Annotated in this window: 16 protein-coding genes; 9 read left to right on the top strand and 7 right to left on the bottom strand. The window is 67.5% G+C overall.

The window, feature by feature from the left end; all coding sequences use genetic code 11:
- Window positions 1–3: 3 nt before the first annotated feature.
- Together rplQ and truA are read left to right on the top strand one after the other, a co-directional pair.
- Window positions 4–555 carry a 50S ribosomal protein L17 gene (rplQ, locus tag RDCOP1_RS08265; protein WP_072699588.1) on the top strand — a complete coding sequence of 184 codons (552 nt, stop codon included), beginning with the start codon at window positions 4–6 and terminating at the stop codon, window positions 553–555.
- A 5-nt stretch (window positions 556–560) separates the two neighbouring features.
- Window positions 561–1,493, top strand: coding sequence for a tRNA pseudouridine(38-40) synthase TruA (gene truA / locus RDCOP1_RS08260; RefSeq protein ID WP_072699587.1), 933 nt, complete (start codon window positions 561–563; stop codon window positions 1,491–1,493).
- 178 nt (window positions 1,494–1,671) lie between these two features.
- Here the strand turns inward: truA and RDCOP1_RS08255 are convergent, their stop codons facing one another.
- The 3 genes from RDCOP1_RS08255 to RDCOP1_RS08245 form a co-directional block, all read right to left on the bottom strand.
- Window positions 1,672–2,937, bottom strand: a complete 1,266-nt coding sequence (locus RDCOP1_RS08255; protein WP_072699586.1) for an MFS transporter — start codon at window positions 2,935–2,937, stop codon at window positions 1,672–1,674.
- The gene (locus RDCOP1_RS08250; protein WP_169848853.1) at window positions 2,934–4,274 is read right to left on the bottom strand and encodes a dTDP-4-dehydrorhamnose 3,5-epimerase family protein; all 1,341 of its coding nucleotides are present in this window, start codon (window positions 4,272–4,274) and stop codon (window positions 2,934–2,936) included. Before RDCOP1_RS08250 ends, RDCOP1_RS08255 begins: the two co-directional genes overlap by 4 nt.
- A 96-nt stretch (window positions 4,275–4,370) precedes the next feature.
- Complete coding sequence (locus RDCOP1_RS08245; protein WP_072699584.1) at window positions 4,371–4,697, bottom strand: hypothetical protein; 327 nt, start codon at window positions 4,695–4,697, stop codon at window positions 4,371–4,373.
- Between the two features lie 410 nt (window positions 4,698–5,107).
- On the opposite strand from RDCOP1_RS08245, the gene RDCOP1_RS08240 reads away from it, so the two are divergent.
- Together RDCOP1_RS08240 and RDCOP1_RS08235 are read left to right on the top strand one after the other, a co-directional pair.
- Window positions 5,108–5,689, top strand: coding sequence for a hypothetical protein (locus RDCOP1_RS08240; RefSeq protein ID WP_072699583.1), 582 nt, complete (start codon window positions 5,108–5,110; stop codon window positions 5,687–5,689).
- Window positions 5,682–6,002 carry a transcriptional regulator gene (locus RDCOP1_RS08235; protein ID WP_072699698.1) on the top strand — a complete coding sequence of 107 codons (321 nt, stop codon included), beginning with the start codon at window positions 5,682–5,684 and terminating at the stop codon, window positions 6,000–6,002. The genes RDCOP1_RS08240 and RDCOP1_RS08235 overlap by 8 nt, the downstream gene beginning before the upstream one ends.
- A gap of 37 nt (window positions 6,003–6,039) precedes the next feature.
- On the opposite strand, the gene RDCOP1_RS08230 is transcribed toward RDCOP1_RS08235, so the two are convergent.
- Window positions 6,040–7,182: an acyl-CoA dehydrogenase family protein gene (locus RDCOP1_RS08230; protein WP_072699582.1), complete on the bottom strand. Its 1,143-nt coding sequence runs from the start codon at window positions 7,180–7,182 to the stop codon at window positions 6,040–6,042.
- Between the two features lie 56 nt (window positions 7,183–7,238).
- Between RDCOP1_RS08230 and RDCOP1_RS08225 the strand changes: the two genes are divergently transcribed.
- Window positions 7,239–7,820, top strand: coding sequence for a TetR/AcrR family transcriptional regulator (locus tag RDCOP1_RS08225; protein ID WP_072699581.1), 582 nt, complete (start codon window positions 7,239–7,241; stop codon window positions 7,818–7,820).
- Window positions 7,821–7,840: 20 nt separating this feature from the next.
- Window positions 7,841–8,416 carry an NADPH-dependent FMN reductase gene (locus tag RDCOP1_RS08220; protein WP_072699580.1) on the top strand — a complete coding sequence of 192 codons (576 nt, stop codon included), beginning with the start codon at window positions 7,841–7,843 and terminating at the stop codon, window positions 8,414–8,416.
- Between the two features lie 7 nt (window positions 8,417–8,423).
- On the opposite strand, the gene eccE is transcribed toward RDCOP1_RS08220, so the two are convergent.
- Entirely contained in the window at window positions 8,424–10,043 is a 1,620-nt protein-coding gene (eccE, locus tag RDCOP1_RS08215) for a type VII secretion protein EccE (RefSeq protein WP_072699579.1), read from the bottom strand.
- A gap of 105 nt (window positions 10,044–10,148) precedes the next feature.
- Here eccE and eccB point away from each other — a divergent pair, with 105 nt between their 5' ends.
- Window positions 10,149–11,600 (top strand): type VII secretion protein EccB, encoded by a 1,452-nt coding sequence (gene eccB, locus RDCOP1_RS08210; RefSeq protein WP_072699578.1) that lies wholly within the window; start codon window positions 10,149–10,151, stop codon window positions 11,598–11,600.
- 4 nt (window positions 11,601–11,604) lie between these two features.
- Here the strand turns inward: eccB and mycP are convergent, their stop codons facing one another.
- Both mycP and eccD read right to left on the bottom strand, forming a co-directional pair.
- Window positions 11,605–12,972 (bottom strand): type VII secretion-associated serine protease mycosin, encoded by a 1,368-nt coding sequence (gene mycP, locus RDCOP1_RS08205; RefSeq protein ID WP_072699577.1) that lies wholly within the window; start codon window positions 12,970–12,972, stop codon window positions 11,605–11,607.
- 4 nt (window positions 12,973–12,976) lie between these two features.
- Window positions 12,977–14,434, bottom strand: a complete 1,458-nt coding sequence (gene eccD / locus RDCOP1_RS08200) for a type VII secretion integral membrane protein EccD (protein ID WP_072699576.1) — start codon at window positions 14,432–14,434, stop codon at window positions 12,977–12,979.
- A gap of 245 nt (window positions 14,435–14,679) precedes the next feature.
- Between eccD and eccCa the strand changes: the two genes are divergently transcribed.
- Both eccCa and RDCOP1_RS08190 read left to right on the top strand, forming a co-directional pair.
- A complete protein-coding gene (gene eccCa / locus RDCOP1_RS08195; protein ID WP_072699575.1) occupies window positions 14,680–18,657 on the top strand; it encodes a type VII secretion protein EccCa in 3,978 nt (1,325 codons plus the stop codon).
- Window positions 18,654–20,129 (top strand): type VII secretion-associated protein, encoded by a 1,476-nt coding sequence (locus RDCOP1_RS08190; RefSeq protein ID WP_169848851.1) that lies wholly within the window; start codon window positions 18,654–18,656, stop codon window positions 20,127–20,129. The genes eccCa and RDCOP1_RS08190 overlap by 4 nt, the downstream gene beginning before the upstream one ends.
- Window positions 20,130–20,233 lie beyond the last annotated feature (104 nt).

The following is a 20,233-nucleotide window of genomic DNA, read 5'->3' as shown; positions in this document are numbered from 1 at the left end:
ATCATGCCCAAGCCCAAGAAGGGCGCCCGCTTCGGCGGGTCGGCCTCGCACCAGAAGGCGATCTTCGCCAACCTGGCCACCGCGCTCTTCGAGCACGGCCGCATCACCACCACCGAGTCCAAGGCCAAGGCCCTGCGCCCGTACGCCGAGAAGCTCGTCACGCACGCAAAGGCCAACACGCTGGCTTCGCGTCGTGAGGTGCTGAAGGTCCTCCGCAACAAGGACGTCGTCCACACGCTGTTCGCGGAGATCGGTCCTTCCTTCGAGGATCGCAACGGTGGCTACACCCGCATCATCAAGACGATGCCGCGCAAGGGCGACAACGCCCCCATGGCGGTCATCGAGCTCGTCCGTGAGAAGACGGTCAGCAACGAGGCGGATCGCGCTCGCCGCGTCGCCGCGTCGCAGTCCGCTCCTGCTGCCGAGGACAACGTGGTGGAGGCCGTCGAGGCCGACGCCACCGATGCCCAGGTCGAGAACGCGGATGCCGTCATCGAGTCGATCGAAGACGACAACGCCACGGCCGCCGATGCCGACGAGGCCAAGAAGGACTAGTTCCCTTGGTTTCGGCATCTGCTGAAGCACACGAGCCCGCCGACCCTTCCGAGGGCGGCGGGCTCGCTGCTTCCGACGACCCTGCTTCCCACGACTCCGGCGTCGTGGGAGGGCCCGAGCTCACCCGGCTCCGGCTCGATATCGCGTACGACGGCACCGACTTCTCCGGATGGGCACGACAACCCGGCCGCCGCACGGTGTGCGGTGAGATCGAGGAGAAACTCGGCGCGATCGTGCGTACCCCCGTGCTGCTCACCGTCGCAGGCCGGACCGACGCCGGTGTGCATGCGTCCGGCCAGGTCGCGCACGTCGACGTGCCCACGGCGGCACTGCCCGACGACCCTTCACGATGGATCCGGCGACTGGCACGGTTCCTTCCCCGCGATATCCGGGTGACCGGAATCTCTTTGGCGCCGGCGGACTTCGACGCGCGGTTCTCCGCGATCCGCCGCCACTACGAATACCGATTGACGACGGCGCCGTACGGTGCGGAGCCGCTGCGTGCGCGCGACACCGTGGCGTGGCCGAAGTCCGTCGACCTCGAGGCGATGCAACGTGCATCCCGGTCGCTTCTCGGATTGCACGATTTCGCCGCGTTCTGCAAACGCCGCGACGGTGCTACGACGGTCCGCGAACTCCAGCGTTACGACTGGTCGCGTGACGGTGACATTCTCACCGCCTATGTCAGTGCCGACGCGTTCTGCTGGTCGATGGTGCGAAGTCTCGTCGGTGCTGCCCTCGCCGTCGGTGAGGGCCGGCGCAGCGTCGAGTGGATGACCGCGTTGCTGGACGAGCGCGAACGCGCCGCATCGGTCGCCGTCGCGCCCGCGCACGGACTCTCGCTCGTGCGCGTCGACTATCCGGCCGACGACGAACTCGCCGCACGCAATGTCGCGACCCGTGAAGTCCGCGGGCCCATCGTGCCGGGCTGCTGCTGAGGGTCTCGCCTCCCGGTCGTGGGTACGCGGCGAATTTGCAGCTCACCTGATTTGCAGCTCACCTGATCGGCATCGTGAGCCACCTCGAACGCATGCTGGGATCTCCGGGTTACTCCGTCGACAACTGGGTCGATAACGACTTTTTCGGGAGAGGTTTGGTCTGCTGCGAAGCAGCGGTTCATCCGGAAGTGCGATTCAACGGCGGGGTCTCTGCTGGATCGATGGATGTTCGATCGGAGTTTGCCGAGCTGTCCTTGGCGATGATGGCGTACGCAATGAAGGCGAGGACCACGGGGACGGTGCCTGCGAGGAGGAAGAGGAGCCTGACGATTCCGTGGTCGATGAACAGCCCTGTCACCACTGTGGAGATGGGCATTAGAGAGATGCTGCCGAACCAGTCGACACTGGTCACTCTTCCCCGCAGGTCGTCGGGGACGCCTTGTTGCATCAGGGTTTGCCAGAGGACGTTTCCGTAGGCGTTAAAGAGACCGACGAGGGCCATCGCGACCGCCGCCACTGCGACTGTCGGATGAAACGCGATGGCGATGAGGGGAAGGGACCCAAGGCTCCACGCGGCGAAAAGGGTTCCGAATCGGTTGTTGGGGCGGATCGCGAACGATGAGACGAGTGACCCTACGGCGCTGGCGATTCCGTAGCCGACCATGATCAGGGCGTATGCCCCTGCTGATCCCTCACCGAATACGACGGGTAGTGCGACGGATCGTGGGCCCGCCTGCAGAAGGAGCGCTAGTGCGGACCACAGCACTGCCGTCCATATCCATTTTGTCTTGGCCACGTACCGGAAGCCGTCGCCGATGTCCTGAAACACCGATGCCCAGCCGGCCGACTGGTCGGGTGGGGGCGGTTCGTAGGCCGGCACGATTTGCCGAGAGAACGCCGCCGTGACCAGGAACAAGACGCCCACGACTGCGAGAGCAGGGGCGGGGCCGGCCAGAGCGATTGTCGCGCCTCCGATCGCTGGTCCGAAGGCTTTCAGCAGCAGGGACTCCACCAAGGCTTGGAGGCTGTTGCCGACGTGGAGGTGCTCCTTTTCGACGATTTCGGGCAGCAGGGATTCGTTTGCCGGCCCGTATACGCCGTCGCAGGCGCCGACGATCGCCGCTGTTGCGGCCAAGGCGTACCACGGGATGGTGGCGGTCTCTGCCCATAGGCAGACGGCCAGGAGCACGATCCCGGGGATGAAGGCTGACCAGGCGAGAATCGTCCGTTTGGGGTACCTGTCGAGAAGGGCGCCTCCGAAGAGCAAGCTCGACAGAGTGCCGATGAGTCCGCAGCCGACGACGATGCCGACGGTAGTCGGGCCGTATCCGAGGTGGAGTGTAAATAGGGGTAACGCGATGACCCACACGCCCGCTGCTAGCAGCGAGGATGAGAGCGCTAGCCAGAGGTATCGGAAGTCTCGATTACGGAGTGGGCTGGTCATGCCTTCCGGAGTGCCCTTTCCTTCGTGTCCACGCCTGCGTTGGTCGGGGGGTGCGCTCCGGCCGCCACCTTCTTGCGAACTGCGATCTTGACCGGCTGGCCGTCGGGACCATCGATCATGAGGACTGCTGGAGTTCCGGTTGCGGGCGGTCGACTGACGAGTTCCTGCTGCAGCGCTGCGCGTTGCTGGTAGAACGTCTCTGATGCGGGCACCGTGAGGGGCGTCAGTACGGGGAAAGGACGCTGATCGAGCGGCCAGTCGAGGACATCATTGCCGTTGATAGTGTCTATGCCATCATTCTCAGCTTTGACGTAGGACTGAGGCTTGTTGACTGTGAAGACACGCTCTAGCCCGTCGAACGCGTGGGCTACGCCAGCGGGGATCGCAAGGTAGCGCCCCGCGGAGGGAGTGAAGTCCACGGAGACTGTTGCGTGCAGTGTCGGTGAGCCCTCGCGTAAGTCCACGAAGTGTGCGCGCACTGTGTGATCAGGAGGTCCGAGGAACGTCAGCCGATCTTCTTGGGTCAGGTGAATCCCGTAGGCGTCGTGCGTGTAGCGGTCGGTGCCGTGGTCGATGAAGTACATGGGGGCCGCATCGGTCAGCGGTACGAAACCTGAGTTTGGGCCGCTCCACAGGATGGGGTGTGCCCGCCACTGGAGTCCGTCAATGCCGACGATCGGCTCGATGTCAGGATGCGGGTTTCGCTTCTTCGCGTTGACCTTCCGCAGCTTGATTCTGCGGGACTGCCCGTCGTCGAAGGAGACGTCCATCGTCAGGGGGTACTCCTCCGAGTTCGCGCTGATCGCGTTGTACTGCTGCTTCGCGAGCAACCGGTACCACCGCTCGGATGCAGCCTTGCTGTTCGGCTGGAAGAGCGCAACCTCTAGGGGGTCTGCGTCGATCGGGACGTTGATTACGTCGGAATCGGGGTTCCACGAGGTCTTGTCGATTTGGTCTTCCGCAGGAAGGTAGCAATCGTAGGTGTTCAGAGTATGGATCCGTTCGAGCCCGTCGAAGGCGTGTGCTATGCCGGGTGGGATCCGCAGATGACGACCAGACGAGGGTGACCACGTGTGGTGCTCGATCGTGTTCCGGGTGGGCGAATCGATTCGGCAATCGATGAAATGCCCAGTAATGACTTGGCTTTCATCGCCTAGGAAGGTCAGCACGTCCGCCTGGCCGAGGTGGATCCCGTAGTGCCCGTATGTGAATTCCTCTTCGCCGTGGAAAACGATCGTCGAAGGCCTCAGGGTGGGGAAAGGAACCACGTACGACTGGCCGCCGTTAGGCATCCGCCAGTTCTCGATCCAGGAGAGTCCGTCAATCGCGAAGGACATCGGCATGACCTTTCATCAGTCGAGATGGAGCCCAGGGAGCGTGGATGGATGACGATGCCGTGCCGCGAAGCAGCTACTCCGCGGCACGGCGACGCATCAGCTGAGAACTTCGATCTCGTAACCGGCCGCTTCCGCGGCCTCACTGAGCGCCTCGACCGAGGTCGTCGGGAACTCCGTGATGATCTCGTGAACCAGGAACTGCTTGATGCCCGCGAGCGCGTTCGACAGACGTCGAGCCTGCTCGCCGTCAGTCGCGTTGTTCATCACGAACTGCGCGAGGATCGCCTGAAGCGCATCGTCACCGCTCTCGCGCTCGGTGCGGATGCTGTCCGCCGCGGAACTATTGAGAACAGTCAGGTCGGCGTCGGTAGACGGCTTCTCGTCGGCGTACAGGCTCCGGAGGGTTGCAGTGAGGTCGCTCATCGTTCTTCCCAATCTGTCGGAGGATCACCGGAAGAATTCCCAGTGCTCCGAAGCTAGGTCAACGAGTGCGTACGCAAAGTAATTTTGAACTTACTGAATGTAACAAGTTTTTTTACCTTCATGTAACGAGTTGTTTTACCTTCGCCGCGCTCGATCGTTGCGCGATACTGCAGCTCGGCCCGACTCGCTCACTCCTGCTCGGCCCGCCTGTTCTTTCACTTTCACATGGAGCGAGCGACCGGCTCGAGGACGCGGAGTGCAACCCCTGGGACGAAAAGTGTCGGAGGAGCGAAGCGGGGAGAGAGTTTTTGCCGCGCCGGTCGGCGCGGCGGCGGTCCGGCTGTCTTCGCAACTGCACCGTTACCGAATACCCGTTGACAGCGTTCACTTTGCGTTGCAAAGCGAACGGCATGAATTCTTCCTCGCACGGCGCACGCGATGCCGACCACGCGCGGGATCTCATCACCGACATCGACCAGTGGTCGCGACAGGGCAGAAGGCTGTCGTCGCCCGCGTGGTTCCCGCTTCTCGTCGTATCCGTCGCGGTGTTCGCGGCACTGCCGTTCGCACTTCTGCTCGGCGGAAACGCGGCCGGTTACTGGGCTGTCGTGGCTCCGCTCTCCGCGGTGGTCACGGGGTGGTACTTCGCCACCCGTCGTGTGCAACTGCCGTTCGTGCGCGGCACGATCGTGTTGGTAACCGGCGTCGTGATGCTCCTCGTCGTGGCGGCCTTTCTGCTGTGGTTCGCCGGAGACAGCGCGGACTTCCTGCCGTGGATCGTGATCGCCTGCGGTTTCGGGATATTCGCTCTGGTGTGGCGATCGGTGCCGACCGCGTTCTTCGCCGCATCGACCGCGGTCGCGATCGTGGTCGTCGCGCTCGGAGGGTGGGGGAACGTAGGAGTGATCATGACGCTCGTCGTCGGGGTCGGTGCGGTCGCGGCGGCCATGGTCGAACTCGCGCAGGCGGATCCGGGACGTGCGCATGCCTGACACGTCTTCCCCGGACGAGCATCCGACGCTCGGCCTCGACGACGTCGTGCACCAGCGCACCCGCCTCGGAATTCTTTCGCTCCTCCGAGACGGTGCGTCGATGCAATTCGGGGTGCTGCGCGAAACGCTGCGGCTGACGGACGGGAACCTGAACCGTCATCTCAAAGTGCTCGTCGATGCGGGACTGCTGGAGAGCACCCGCGAAGAACGCAAAGGGCGCGCACGTACATGGGTCACGATCACCCCGGCCGGGCGCGCCGCACTCGACGCCGAGATCGCCGCGCTCCGTACGCTGATCGGCGCGCACGACTAGACGGAGACCCGCCCGGTCCGGGGACCGCCGGTCCGGCTCAGCCGGCCAGGGACCGCGCGATCACCAGACGCTGAATCTGGTTGGTGCCCTCGAAGATCTGCGTGATCTTGGCATCGCGCATGAACCGTTCGACGGGGAAGTCCCGCGTGTACCCGTAACCGCCGAGCACCTGCACGGCATCGGTGGTGACCTTCATGGCGGCGTCCGTCGCAACGAGTTTCGCGACCGAGGCCTGGCGCGAGTAGGAGAGCCCCGCGTCCTTGCGGCGCGCGGCGTCGAGATAGGTGGCGCGGGCGGAGTCGACTGCGGCCGCCATGTCGGCAAGGACGAATCCGAGACCCTGGTGGTCGATGATGCGCTTGCCGAACGCCTTGCGTTCCTTGGCGTAGGCGGTGGCCTCGTCGAGTGCTGCCTGCGCGATACCGGTGGCAACGGCGGCGATACCGAGGCGGCCCGAATCCAGCGCGCTGAACGCGATGGGCAACCCTTGGCCTTCGGCGCCGATGCGGCGGTCGGCCGGAACGAACGCGTCGTCGTAATGCGCTGCGGTGGTGGGGATCGCGTGCAGGCCCATCTTCTCCTCGGGCTTGCCGAAGCTCAGGCCCTCAGTTCCGTCCGGCACGAGGAAGCACGAGATGCCCTTCGAGCCGGTGTCGGCGGTACGCGCGAACAGCGTGTAGAAATCGGCTTTACCGCCGTTGGTGATCCACGCCTTCGATCCGGTGATGCGGTACCCGCCGTCGACGGCGGTCGCCCGGCACGCGAGCGCGGCCGCATCCGATCCGGCCTGCGGCTCGGACAGGCTGTACGCGCCGATGGTGTTGCCGCCGAGCATGTCCGGAAGCCACGCGTTCTTCTGCTCGTCGGTGCCGTGGGTGGCCAGGGCGAAACAGGAGAGGCCGTGCACGCTCACCGCGACCGCGACTGCAGCCCACCGGGCTCCGAGCTCTTCGAGGACCTGCAGGTAGACCTCGTAGGGCTGGTCGCCGCCGCCGAACTCCTCGGGATACGGCAGGCTCAGCAGGCCGGCCGCGCCGAGCGCCGGGAACACACCCTCCGGGAACGTCTCGGTGCGCTCGTGCTCGTCGACGCGCGGGGCCAGGACCTTGTCGGCGACGTCGCGGGTCAGCTCGATCAGGTCGTAGGCCTCTTGGGTGGGCAGAAGACGCTCGACAGCCACAGGGTTCCTCCCTCAGAAAACAGTACTGAGAACGATACTGCAGTACTGTCCTACGTATGACAAGAGCGGAGACGCGCCGGACGACTGCGCGCCGGGCCCAACTGTTCGACCAGCTTGTCGAGCTGTTTCTGGCCGAGGGCTTCGCGCACCTCACCCTCGACGACGTCGCCGCCCGCCTCCATTGCTCGAAGTCCACGCTCTACGCGCTCGCGGAGAACAAGGACCGCCTCGTCTACGCCGTCACCGTGCACTTCTTCCGGGGTGCGACCGAGCGCGTCGAAGCAGAACTCGCACGCGGCGAGGGAGCGGAAGCGCGGATCCGCACCTACCTCGAGGCGGTCGGCCGGCAACTCGAACCGGCGTCGGCGCGGTTCATGGAGGACATCGCCCGGACTCCCGTCGCGCGCGAGGTGTACGAGCGCAATACCCGGATGGCCGCCGACCGGGTGCGGATGCTGATCTCCGAAGGCGTCGAATCGGGCGACCTCCGCGACGTGCACGCCGCCTTCGCCGCCGACGTCGTGGCGTCCGTCATGGTGCGGATCCAGCAGCGGCAGGTCGCGGAGGCGACGGGATTGGCCGACGCTCAGGCCTACCGTGAGCTGGCCGCGCTCTTGACTCGCGGTCTGACCGCCTGACCGAGCCTAGGATCGCAGGCATGGACCCACAGATCGGAACCGAGCCGGTCCGCCTCGAGATCATCGTCGCCAGCGTGCGTGCCGGACGCATCGCGCCGGTGGTCGCCGACTGGTTCACCGAAACAGTCCGCCGCCGAGAAGAATTCGACGTCGGCGTCATCGACCTCGCGGAGACACCTCTGCCGCAGGACTTGTCCGGAGGGCCGGAAGCCGACGCGTTCACCCGCCGCGTCGGGGCGGCAGAGGCGTTCGCCGTGGTGACCTCGGAGTACAACCACGGATACCCGGCGGCACTCAAGACCGCGATCGACACGGTGAAACACGAGTGGCGTACCAAGCCGATCGGATTCGTCTCCTACGGTGGGCTGTCCGGGGGCCTGCGCGCGGTCGAACAGTTGCGGCAGGTCGTCGTCGAAGTCCACATGGTCCCGGTCCGCGAATCGGTGAGCTTCCACCGCGTCAAACACGCCTTCGGGCAGGACGGCACCACCAACGACGGTGCCGCGATCGATGCGGCGGAGCGGATGCTGAACCAGCTCGACTGGTGGTCGCGCACCGTGCGCGCGGGGCAGATACGCAGCGTGTATCCGGGCTGAGCGCCGGTCAAGACGCCGGTACGGGTTCCTGAATCCGGGGCCGGCCGATGTGGGTGGTCTCGGCCGCGATCGTCACCAGTGTGAGATCGACGCGGACCGTACCGGCGGTCAGGAGAATCCGATCACCCGACGCTTCCGGCTGGAGAACCGACACGGTCGGGCGTTCTGCAGGCAAGCCGTCCGGTTGCATGTGGATGTGAATCGCGCTGACGTGCGGGGGAACCGTCGTCGGCCGGACACCGTCGTACACCACGGTGTCGAACGAACCGTCGTCGGTGTAGTCACCCGCGACACGTAGCCGATCCGGTCCTGCCGCGCTGTCGAGCAGCGAACGCCACGCACCGACCCTGTCGGTGTAAAGGAGAACCCGTGCTCCGACAGCCACCGCCCTGAACACGATCTGCTTCGCCAGATACAACTCTCCCGCCACGTGCACCGACCGCACCCCGGGCCCGAAGAGGCGCACGGTGACGGCACGACCGGCATCGTCCGAGCCGACGAGCTGACCACAGCCCCCGGACGGCAGTGCCAGATCCTCGAACTCACCGGGTCGGGTGTCTCGCAGCGGCACCACATGTTCGAGCCGGGGGACCGCCACCGGCAGGGCAGCGGTCAGCGCTTGGCGGTCGGCTCCGTACGGGCAGCGGAGTCCGTCGAGCGCCGGAACGGACGCTGAGCGCACGGTGAACCGCGCCGATCCCCCGACACGGACAGCACCACGATCGCCGGGCCGCAGCCGGACCACGAGGGTCGACGCCAGGGCGGGGTACGTCCATACGGAGGTGGCCGCTGCGCGATCGAATCTACGGGCGTCGAAATGCCCGCCGACGTTGAACCCCATCGGGACCGGGACATGATGCGGATGCCGTCGGAACTCGGCCGGCGAGACACCGTGCGCGACCCGACCGGAGGCGAACTCGATCTCGGAAGCCGTGAGAAGTCTTCCGGCACAACCTGCGTCGACAAGCACTCGTACGACCCGCCGAGCCGCGGCACCGACGGTGTGCGCCGCACCTTCCGTTCCGCCGCCGCGCCGGGCGATTGCCTCACGACATGTGGCCGTATTCAGGCGCACTGCCAACCAGACGGTGCGCTCTGCCGCGACGGGAAGCGGACCGAGCAGGTGAGCATAGACCTGGCCCGCCGGAGTCGCATCGCGTACGCGCCACCCGTGCACGACCACGTCGATCCCGTCGAGCACCACGTCGTGCCGGCGCAGGCACGACGCGATCGCGTCGAGCGGCAAGCCGACGTCGGTGTCCACGACCTCGCGCCCCGCCCGCGTGACCTGTCCCGGCGGCGGCACCACTTCGATCACCGCTGTCACGTACGGCGCGTCCCAGCTCAGCCCGATCGGCTGCCCGGACGGTTGCGGGAAGTCCCGCACGACCGCTGCGGACGCGGGTCGTCCGAACCGGTAGCGAATCAGTGCGCCGGCGAGACCGACCGCATCGACTCCGCGGACCGGAACCGACACGGTCAGCGCGACGAGCACCGCCGCTGTCAACGGCACCCACGCCGAAGTCGTCACACCCTGAACACCGGCCCAGACGATCGCGGCGGACACCTGCGCCACCACCAACCGGATGACGCCCCGGGAACGCCCCCGCCTTGCAGCCACATCCATGTCTCCCCCGATCCTGTCCGGCTGCGCCCCCTGCAGCAACGCCGGACATCCCCGCGGAACTGTACTGTGTTGCGGCAGAGAGCGTGCCGTACCGGGGGGAGATACATGGCAGCGCAACCGACCACGCGATGGCAGGTCAGCGGATACAGATTTCTCATGCGCCGGATGGAACACGCGTTGGTGCGACGCGACGTACGGATGATCAGCGATCCCATGCGTTCCCAATCGCGCGCGATGGTCGTGGGAACGGTGGTGGCGTGCCTCGGTCTCGCCGGTTGCGCGGCGCTGGCACTGTTCCGTCCCCAGGACAGGATCGGGGATGCGTCCGTGGTGGTCGGACGTGACTCCGGCGCCCTGTACGTCGCGATCGACGGCACGTTCCATCCGGTCCTCAATCTCGCCTCCGCGCGGCTTGTGCTCGGCTCGCCCGTCGAGCCGGTGGTCGTGGCGGACGAGCAACTCGCGGAGCGTCCCCGTGGCGCCCTCGTGGGGATCCCGGGTGCACCGTCGTCGTTGACACACACGTCGGACGATCTGCCGTGGACCGCCTGCGACACCGTCGAATTCGACGGCACGAACGCTGTGACCACGACCGTGGTCGTAGGCACCCCCGACCGGCGCCGAAATGCGGCACTTCACGACGGCCAGGCGTTGCTCATCTCGTTCGACGGCCGTTTCTACCTGGTGTACAACGGTGTTCGCGCGGAGATCGACCCGGAAGATCGTGCTCTGACCCGGGTACTGGGAATCGAGACGACCCGTGCCCGTCCGGTGAGTCCGGGCCTGCTGGCGTCGATTCCGGAAGTGCCCGCATTGACCGCACCTCCCGTGCCCGGGGCGGGCAGCGCACCGAACGTGCCGGTGCGCGGGTTGCCGGTCGGATCCGTTGTGGCGCTGACCGAACCCGACGGGCAGAGTTTCCACCTTGTGTTGCGCGACGGCGTCCAGGAGGTTTCGCGTGCGACCGCCCAGATACTCCATGCGTCGGATTCACACGGCGCGGCGGAGATTCCGGTGGTGCCCCCGGATGTCCTCAAGGATGTGCCCGCCGTGAACGAGCTTGCGGTGAGCACCTTCCCCGCCGTGGTTCCCGAGATCGTGGAGTCGATCGACTCGCCCGTGGCGTGCCTGACCTGGGACCCGGTATCCGATGCCGACCGGGACCGCTCGGCGCTCCAGTTGTCGGCGGGCACCGCACTTCCACTCGCCGACGATGCCGTTCCCGTGGTGCCCGCGCAGGCGGACGGCGCAGGGCCGAACGCCGATGCCGTCTACATTCCGCCGGGTCGGGGAATCCTCACCACGACGACGGCTGTCACGGCCGGCAGCGACCGGACCGGCGCACTGTTCTACGTCGCCGACACGGGTGTCCGCTACGGCATCGTCGACCGCGAATCCGCTGCATCTCTTGGGTTTTCCGCGGAGCCGGTGCGTGCTCCCTGGCAAATGGTCCAGTTGCTCGCTCCCGGACCGGCACTCGGCAGAGCCGAGGCACTGCTCGCACACGACGGTGTGACCGCCGATACCGGGGCCGTGCCGGTCCGGGCGGGAGGCTGATCGCTCAAGATCGTCCCTCGGGGCGACGGCGCGGCACGGACAGCAGCACGACGGCGGCCAGCGCGATGCATACGGCGGCGGCGATCAGTGCGATGTCGCGCGGGCGGTCGTCCGGCGAAGGGGTGGGCGCGGGTGCGGCGAGTGGGCGAGGCTCGACAGGAGTTCGATCGTCCGGGCGTAGGTGACCGGGTGACAGGGGAGCGGTGACAGCAGCGTGCGGATCCACCACCCCGTGCCCGACCCGAGGGTTCCAGCCCTCGGCGGGAGAGTGGGCGGTTGCCTCGATCCGGGCCATCACCTCCCGTGCGGTCAGGTGGGGATGCCGGGCACGCACGAGCGCCGCGGTCGCGGCGACCAGCGGCGCCGCGAAGCTCGTACCGGAAATCGGCTGGGGCCCAGTCGGTCCGGGAATGTGATCCACGAGGCCTGCGGAACCGGGATTGAGCGACACCAGCCCGCTGCCGGGTGCCGCGACGTCCACCCAGGGACCCGGCAGGCTGTACTCGGAGGGAGTGCCGTCCGGTTCGACCGCACCGACGGTCAATACGTAGTCGTCGTACCAGGCAGGTGAAGCCAGAGTGATCACCGAATCCCACGGATCGGCGCCGGGAGCTGCGGGATCCGACGAGCCGGGGTTCCCGGCACGGCACGCATCCGAGTTGCCCGCAGCCACGACCACGACAACGTCCTCGACGTCGGTGGCGTATTGGACCGCGGCGCCCAACGGCCCGTCGAACAGACCCTCGGATACCGTCCGGCACGCCACTTCCGAGATGTTCACAACCGTCGCTCCCAGGTCCACGGCCCGCCGGAGAGCGAATGCGAGGGTACGGACGTCGCCGTAACCGGTGCCGTTACGAGCGGCATCGTCTTCTGTGTGTGCCCGATCCGAGTAGCGACCGCTCGACTGGCGAATGGTGATCAGTTCTACGTCGGGTGCACCACCGGCGAAACCGGACCCGGCCACCGGGCGGGCAGCGATCAGGCCCGCGACGAGTGTGCCGTGTCCGTCGCAGTCTTCGGTACCGTCGCCCGTCGACACGTAATCACCGCCCGCTTTCAGGGCGGGCAGTCGGGGATGCGGATGGACACCGGTGTCGATGACTGCGACGGTTTGTCCCGCACCGCGCGTGAGCGGCCAGACGGACGCGAAGTCGAGGATCCGTTGGACAGCGGGAATCTGGGGGCCGTCGGGAGCGTCGTTCGGAGCGGAGCACACGATCCGTTGCTCCGTCGTGTCCGGCGGCGCCGCCACGCCTCCCGGTGGCAGGAGTGCGGGATCGGGCACCGGAGGTGCTGCGGCGGCGGGGGTTCCGGCACCGGCAATCAGTGCTGCGATGACGACGACTGCCGCCTGCGCGGGTGGTCGCATCCTGTCAGAGACCTCGCGCCGCGGAGTACAGGCCCGCCACCCAGCACGCGAGTGGAACGACTGTGGCGATCAGGGTGTATTCCGTCAGCTCGGCAATCCTGCGCTGCACAGGGGTGAACTGACGACGTGGCGTCACCGCTCCGAACACGATCGTCCCCGCGAACAGGGCGAGTGCCGCACCGGCGACGAGCCAGGGCGTGCCCGCCGTGAGCACTACCGCACCGGCGATCAGGATCATCAGGGTTGCTACGCCACCGACGATCAGCGGTACGGCTTCACTGGACGATGTGTACGACCGCCCCCTGAACATCAGCACCAGAGCGGTGACGACGGCCAGCGTCACACCGGGCCACGGCAGGACTCCGGCCATCGGAAACGCCGCGCACCACGCGCCGGCGGCGGCGATGACGGCCACGGCGTAGACCAGCCCGGTCAGGTGCGCGCGGGCGCGCGCGATCCGGTCGTCGAGTTCCTCGAAGGCGGGGAGGGGAGCGGCGCTGTCCGGATCGGGCGCGATCGGGTCGAGCGAGGTTCCGGGGACCGGCACCGGAGGTACAGGCAACCTGGCCAGTACCGCTGCGAGCCGTGGGGCGGTGGCGGCGAGGAGCAAGGCGATCATCACAGAGACAGCGCCGAGCGCATGCAGACCGACACCGGTTGTCGTGGCGAGGACGAGTACCACGGTCGCCCCGGCTGCAGATGCGGCAACGCCCGTGAAGGTTGCGGCGCCGACTCCGGTCGCTCGCAATGCGGCGACTGCGACCGCGCCGACCGCCACTGCACCGAGAAGTAGGTGAGGCGGCCCGAGTTCGCCCGGCACGAGCAGCGACCCGGCGGTAAAGGTCGCCGGAACCGCGCAGAGGGCCGGCAACAGAGCCGTCCTCGGGTCGCGTCGACTGCGAGAGACGATCGTTGCCGCAAGCAGGAGAACAACACTCACCACCGCCGCGGCCGCGCCGGCCGCGATTCGGCTCGGGCCCTCCGGCAGGTGAAACAGGGAAAAACAGCCCACGGCGAGTGAGACCGGCGCGAGAACCGTGGCGAGCACCCCTGCGGGAGCCGCACCCCATCGCCGGAATCTGTCCTTGCCCGCCACCGCGACGGCGTACATGACATCGTCGAACAGTGGGGGTGGGGCGGGGGCGCCGGCATCGGCCAGGACGAGCAGTTCCCCGTCGCGCACTGTGTGCTCGTCGAGGCTCAGCGCGCCGGAAAGCGGTGCATGGCCGATCCGGGCGAGTGTCCACGTTCCAGGGTCCACCCGCTCGGGCGTGACATCGAACCGATTCTCGCTCCGATGCGATGCCACGAGGTCCACGATTCCGGGAAGCAGCAGCGCCACAGGAACTCCCAGTGGGAGCGCGAGATCGACCTCGGTGTGTTGCGCCAGCACCGTGATCCGGCACAGATCCGGCGCTTCGAGAGCGCCGTGATGTCCGGACCCCGTGTGCGCGGACGTCATAGCAGATGTACCCCCGTTTGTTTCGGGTCGCCGGAGGCTGCGTGCGGCTACCCCCTGGATGTGCCGCGCCGACCGGGACGACGCAGACCATACGACATGGCGGGCCCGGTGTCTCGCGTGCAGCCGTCTTCGGGCCGGCGCACGGAGACACGCGAATGTCCGGCCGGTGCGCTACCCTTCCCCGGACCGTGGGGGTCGGCCGTCGGGGGGGGCGGTTGGGATGTGTTGTCCGGGGGTGGCGAACGTTGAGTACCGAGCGATTCGTGCGCAGAACGCGCCAGGAGGCCCCACGCACACCCAGCGGCGAGCTGAGTCTGCAAGCGCCGCCGGATATTCCGAGGAACACTCCGGGAAATCTCCTGGTGCGATTGCTGCCCCTCGTGATGGTCGCGGCCATGGTCGGAATGATGGCGCTGATGTTCACTTCGGGAGCTGCCCGGAGTCCGCTCGCGATGATCTTCCCGCTCATGATGGTCGTGTCGATGGTCGGGATGCTCGCGAACGGCGGACGCGGTGGAGCGAAGACCTCCGAAGTGGACGAAGATCGCAAGGACTACCTCCGGTACCTCGATCAGGTGCGGCGGGAAGTGACCGAAACAAGCGGGGAGCAACGAGCGTCCCTGGAATGGGTGCACCCCGATCCCGCGTTGCTGTGGACCCTCGCCGGTACCGCCCGGATGTGGGAGCGGCGCACCGGGGACGCCGACTTCTGTCACGTGCGGGTCGGCCGCGGCGAGCAGCGTCTTGCCACCCGTCTGATCGCGCCGGACACCGGCCCGCTCGAGGACCTCGAGCCGGTCGCGGCGGTGTCGCTGCGGCGGTTCGTGCGCGCCCATTCGGCGGTGCCCTCGTTACCCACCGCCGTCGCGCTGCGGGGCTTCGCGACCGTCGTCCTCGACGGTGACCGCGAATCCGCCCGGTGTCTGGCCCGCGCGATGCTAACCCAGTTGTGCACGTTCCACGGGCCGGACGTTCTCCGGGTGGCCGTCGTGTGCGGACCGGACACAGCAGCGGAATGGGAATGGATCAAGTGGCTCCCGCATGCGCAGCACCCCGAGGCGCGCGATGGGGCGGGCAGTGCGCGAATGGTGTTCGGCTCGATCCTCGAACTGGAATCCGATCTCGCACCGCTTCTTTCGGGAAGAGGGCATTTCACCCGCAACGCGCTCGCGGTCGAAGGGGTTCCCCAGCTCGTCGTCGTCGTCGACGGTGGTGTCTCGGGGTCCGGGTCCGGCCTGCTCGACGACGGCCTGGATTCGCTCACGATCCTCGATCTGTCGGGTTTCGCGCCGCGTCTCGCCGCTGCACGCGGGCTCCAGCTCGTGGTGGAAGACGGTCGTGTCGGCGCGCGATCGGGCGTGAACGTCGAGTCGTTCGCCGACGCCGACGCCGTCAGCGCACCCCGGGCCCAGATGGTCGCGCGACGTCTGGCGCCGTTCCGCGTGGTGGCTCGGAGTTCTGTCGGCGACAACTCCGACGAAACGCCGGCGACGTGGCAGGACCTGCTGGGCGTCGGCGACGTCGCACGCTTCGACCCCGCTCGCGCGTGGGTCCCGCGACGCGGACGTGACCGGTTGCGGGTCCCCATCGGTGTCGGTTCCGACGGCGCCCCGGTGGTGATCGACCTGAAGGAAGCCGCGGAGAACGGTATGGGTCCGCACGGTCTGTGCATCGGAGCCACGGGATCAGGAAAATCCGAATTGCTCCGTACACTCGTCCTGGGCCTGGTCGCCACGCACTCACCCGACGACCTCAATCTCGTCCTCGTCGATTTCAAGGGCGGCGCAACATTTCTGGGACTGGAAGGTCTGCCGCACGTCGCGGCGATCATCACCAATCTCGCCGACGAACTCGCGATGGTCGACCGCATGAAGGACGCGCTCGAGGGCGAAATGAACCGCAGGCAGGAGTTGCTCCGCGCATCCGGGAACTTCGCGAATGTCGGCGACTACGAGAAGGCACGCGTGGCGGGAGCACCCCTGGGACCGTTGCCGGCCCTGTTCATCGTCGTCGACGAGTTCTCGGAACTGCTCTCGCAGCAACCGGAGTTCGCCGACCTTTTCGCCGCGATCGGACGACTCGGACGGTCGTTGCACATGCATCTTCTGCTGGCCAGTCAGCGGCTCGACGAAGGCCGTCTCCGTGGCCTGGACAGCCACCTGTCCTACCGCATCGGCCTGAAGACGTTCTCGGCGAACGAATCACGCAGTGTCCTCGGTGTCCCGGATGCGTATCACCTGCCCGCCGCCCCCGGTGCGGGCTACCTCAAGTCGGATTCGGCCGAGATCGTGCGCTTCGCAGCCGCATACGTGTCGGGACCTTACGTGTCGGGTGGCTCGTCCCGGCGGCCCACCGTGCACGGTCCCGGCGCGGCGCCCCGCCCTCGCGTGTTCACGGCCCGGGGTGTTCCGGCCGACGATCCCGCTCGGCGCACGCCTTCGCTGCCGGTCGTTCCGGACGACGCGCCCACCACGGATGGACGCACTCTTCTCGCGCTCCTCGTCGATCGGATTCGCGGGCACGGCAGGCCCGCGCACGAAGTATGGTTGCCTCCGCTCGACCGGTCACCGACGCTCGACGTGCTGGTCCCCCGTTCGGTGCTCACGGGGGAGGAACCTCGGGCGGCCTCGCTACGGGTTGCCGTCGGAATCGTCGACCGCCCGTTCGATCAACGTCGTGATCCCCTGGTCGTGGACTTGGCGGGTGCGGCCGGCAACGTGGTTGTCGTGGGCGGTCCGCAGTCGGGGAAATCGACGCTGTTGCGCACACTCGTGTTGTCGACGGCGCTCACGCACACCGCCGAACAGGTGCAGTTCTACTGCCTCGACTTCGGAGGCGGGGCGCTCGCGGGTGTGGCGGCTCTGCCGCACGTGGGATCGGTGGCAACCCGGCTCGATGCCGACCGGGTACGGCGCACTGTCGCGGAACTCGTGTCGTTGTTGCGGAGCCGCGAACGACTGTTCGGTGAACTCGGTATCGAGTCCATGGCCGAATTGCGCCGGCGTCGGGCGGACGGCACGTTCGACGCATCCATCGACCCGTTCGGCGACGTGTTCCTCGTGATCGACGGGTGGCCCAGCATCCGCAACGATTTCGAGGCTCTCGAACAGATCGTGAGTGTCCTGGCTTCCCAGGGGCTTTCGTACGGAATACATGTGGTGCTGAGTGCTCCTCGGTGGGGGGACGTCCGACCGGCGATGCGCGACCAGTTCGGTACCCGACTCGAACTGCGCCTCGGTGACCCGTCCGATTCGGAGTACGGGCGGAAGAAGGCGGCGACGGTGCCCGAGGGGCGTCCGGGTCGCGGAATCGACCGCGACGGGCTCCATATCCTGGTGGCGCTGCCGCGAGTGGACGGGCTCTCGGACACTACCGACCTCGGTGCCGGTGTGGCGGGAGCCGTCGCGGCGATCGCGGGGGCCACCAGAGGTGCTGCGCCGCGGGTCAGGATGCTGCCGGAAATCGTCGACCGCGCCGATGTGCTCGCGGCGCTTCCACGGCCGAGCACCACGGATGCGCCTGCCGCGGTGCGTCTCACGATTCCGATCGGCATCGACGAAGCCGAACTCGCCCCGGCCGCCGTGGACTTCACCGACAGTCCGCACCTCCTGGTGTTCGGCGATTCCGGCTGCGGCAAGACGGCACTGCTGCGGGGGATCTGCCGCGGGTTGACGGAATCGAACACCGCAGACCAGGTACGCATCATCGTCGGCGACTACCGCCGCGCCCTGCTCGGCGTGGTCGAGGGAGACCACCTCGGTGGTTACGCGCCGGCCGCGAGCGTCCTGGCCGCGATGGCGCAGGAACTCGCCGGCATCTTCGAGCGTCGCCTCCCGGGACCGGATACCACCCAGCAGCAGTTGCGCGACCGCTCGTGGTGGACCGGGCCGGAGGTCTTCGTGATCGTCGACGACTACGACATGGTCGCGACCAGCGGACAGAACCCACTGACCCCGCTGCTCGACTATCTGCCACAGGCCAAGGACATCGGGTTGCATCTCGTGGTCGCACGCCGAGCCGGGGGAGCCGGCCGGGCACTGTTCGAGCCGGTCCTCGCCCGCTTGCGCGAGCTTTCCAGCCCCGGTCTGGTGATGAGCGGCAACCGCGAAGAAGGTGCTCTCGTAGGAGCGGTGCGTCCTGCGCCGATGCCGCCGGGGCGGGGAATGCTGGTGCGGCGCAACGGTGTGGCACTCGTACAGACCGCATGGTCGCCGCTGCCGTGACTTCGCCGTCCGACACGCTGGTCCTGGCCGTGCTGCCGGGTCGAATCCAAGCGCGGTGGGGAGAGACGTCCAAGTCGATACCGGCGGACGCTGCCCGGCTCGGCGTCGGATGGTTGTTCGGCGACGCTGCCCGCGACTCCCCGGACCCGGTCGACGTCGTCGAGACCGTCGACCACCTCGGTGGGACGGCCTCGTCGCCGGCGGAGGTGCCCGATCCCGGCGTCCTCCTGACCGGCCTCGTGCGGTACGCAGCCGCGGCGGTCGGTGCGCCGCCCACGGTGGACACCGCGGTCGTCGTGCATCCGACGTGGTGGAACGAGCGTCGTCGCCGACTGTTGCACAGCGCCGCTCGCCAGATCGCGCAGAACGCGGTGCTGGTTCCGGTGGCGATCGCGGCGTGCCGTGCCTCACCGCACGAGGGCGCCGAGGGGTACGTCGTACTCGAGATCGGCGAGCGTGGTGTCACCGCCACATCGGTGGTGCCGGGACCGGTACACGACAGCCCGGAGATCGGCCGCGTCGCTCGCGCCCCGGACATCACTGTGGCGGATCTCGCCGCTGTCCCAGACCTCGCGGCAGAACAGACTGTCGCGTCGTTGATCACGGCGGTGACAGCCGATCAGGACGGCACCTTCGTTCTGATCGTCGCGGGTGGTGGACCCGCGCCCGTATCCGCGTGGGACCGGAGCGGCGACGGGATCGGGACCCCGCCGGTGGTTTCGGTCGACGCCGCCGAAATGACGAGATCGATGGCGAGCCCACTCCCTGAGAACCCCTCCCGCGCAGAGGTGTCCTCACCGGTGCCGTGGTTGCAGGAGGTCCGGCCGTCGGGGCCCGCACCGGACGCTCGGACCAGGCGGATCGGCACAGTGCTGGTCGGAGTGGCGACCGCGGGTGTACTCGCGGCGCTGTTCTTGTGGGTCGGCGCACCCGAATCTCGCCGGCCGGAGAGACCGGGCGCAACGGCCACCGACCTCGACACCGAGATCGCCGTCGGCCGGAGTCCGGAGGGAGACGGGCCACCCGGCACCGAACACGGCGAGCGTGGCGCGACGCGCTTCGACGTCGGCCCGGTGCAACTCGATCTACCGAGTTCCTGGCGACTGCGCAATCCGGAGACCGCCGAGTCGGGACGCGCCGAGTTGGTCCCCTCGTCGGGTAGTGATCGACGGATCGTCATCGTCTACAGCGTCCTGGCGAGCGGAATGGACGAGGGGGCGGTAGCGGCTGTCCTCGGCGCGCGAGCGGCCGAGCGCGGCCAGGTGATACGAAACTTGGACTCGGACACCACATTTGCAGACAGAAGTGTGATCGCTTACACCGAAGTACCCGACGAGTTCTCGGAGGTGCGATGGTCGGTGGTGGTCTTTCCCGGCTTGCAGGCGGCGGTGGGGTGCCAATATCTCGGCGGCGAATGGGCGGGGATCCGGAGCGAATGCGAACAGGCGGTGCACACGATCCGGACCGGTTGAAAACAATTCGCGACCGATTCCGCACGGAATGGAACCGTCCGGCCGGTCGCGGCGTCCAACCTTCTGTAAACGCATCCGGCTCAGACCGACTGGGGGGCTGAGAC

The sequence above is a fragment of the Rhodococcus coprophilus NBRC 100603 genome (assembly GCF_001895045.1).
Lineage (GTDB): Bacteria > Actinomycetota > Actinomycetes > Mycobacteriales > Mycobacteriaceae > Rhodococcus > Rhodococcus coprophilus.
Note: the sequence above shows the minus strand (reverse complement) of the source record. Positions and strands in the feature narration are given on the sequence as shown.

What these genes read in the sequence shown, in the direction of transcription:
- eccE (WP_072699579.1), bottom strand. Translation starts at nt 10,043, where the DNA reads ATGGATGTGGCTGCAAGGCGGGGGCGTTCCCGGGGCGTCATCCGGTTG.
- eccB (WP_072699578.1), top strand. Translation starts at nt 10,149, where the DNA reads ATGGCAGCGCAACCGACCACGCGATGGCAGGTCAGCGGATACAGATTT.
- eccD (WP_072699576.1), bottom strand. Translation starts at nt 14,434, where the DNA reads ATGACGTCCGCGCACACGGGGTCCGGACATCACGGCGCTCTCGAAGCG.
- RDCOP1_RS08255 (WP_072699586.1), bottom strand. Translation starts at nt 2,937, where the DNA reads ATGACCAGCCCACTCCGTAATCGAGACTTCCGATACCTCTGGCTAGCG.
- RDCOP1_RS08225 (WP_072699581.1), top strand. Translation starts at nt 7,239, where the DNA reads ATGACAAGAGCGGAGACGCGCCGGACGACTGCGCGCCGGGCCCAACTG.
- RDCOP1_RS08220 (WP_072699580.1), top strand. Translation starts at nt 7,841, where the DNA reads ATGGACCCACAGATCGGAACCGAGCCGGTCCGCCTCGAGATCATCGTC.
- rplQ (WP_072699588.1), top strand. Translation starts at nt 4, where the DNA reads ATGCCCAAGCCCAAGAAGGGCGCCCGCTTCGGCGGGTCGGCCTCGCAC.
- RDCOP1_RS08250 (WP_169848853.1), bottom strand. Translation starts at nt 4,274, where the DNA reads ATGTCCTTCGCGATTGACGGACTCTCCTGGATCGAGAACTGGCGGATG.
- mycP (WP_072699577.1), bottom strand. Translation starts at nt 12,972, where the DNA reads ATGCGACCACCCGCGCAGGCGGCAGTCGTCGTCATCGCAGCACTGATT.
- RDCOP1_RS08245 (WP_072699584.1), bottom strand. Translation starts at nt 4,697, where the DNA reads ATGAGCGACCTCACTGCAACCCTCCGGAGCCTGTACGCCGACGAGAAG.
- RDCOP1_RS08235 (WP_072699698.1), top strand. Translation starts at nt 5,682, where the DNA reads ATGCCTGACACGTCTTCCCCGGACGAGCATCCGACGCTCGGCCTCGAC.
- RDCOP1_RS08240 (WP_072699583.1), top strand. Translation starts at nt 5,108, where the DNA reads ATGAATTCTTCCTCGCACGGCGCACGCGATGCCGACCACGCGCGGGAT.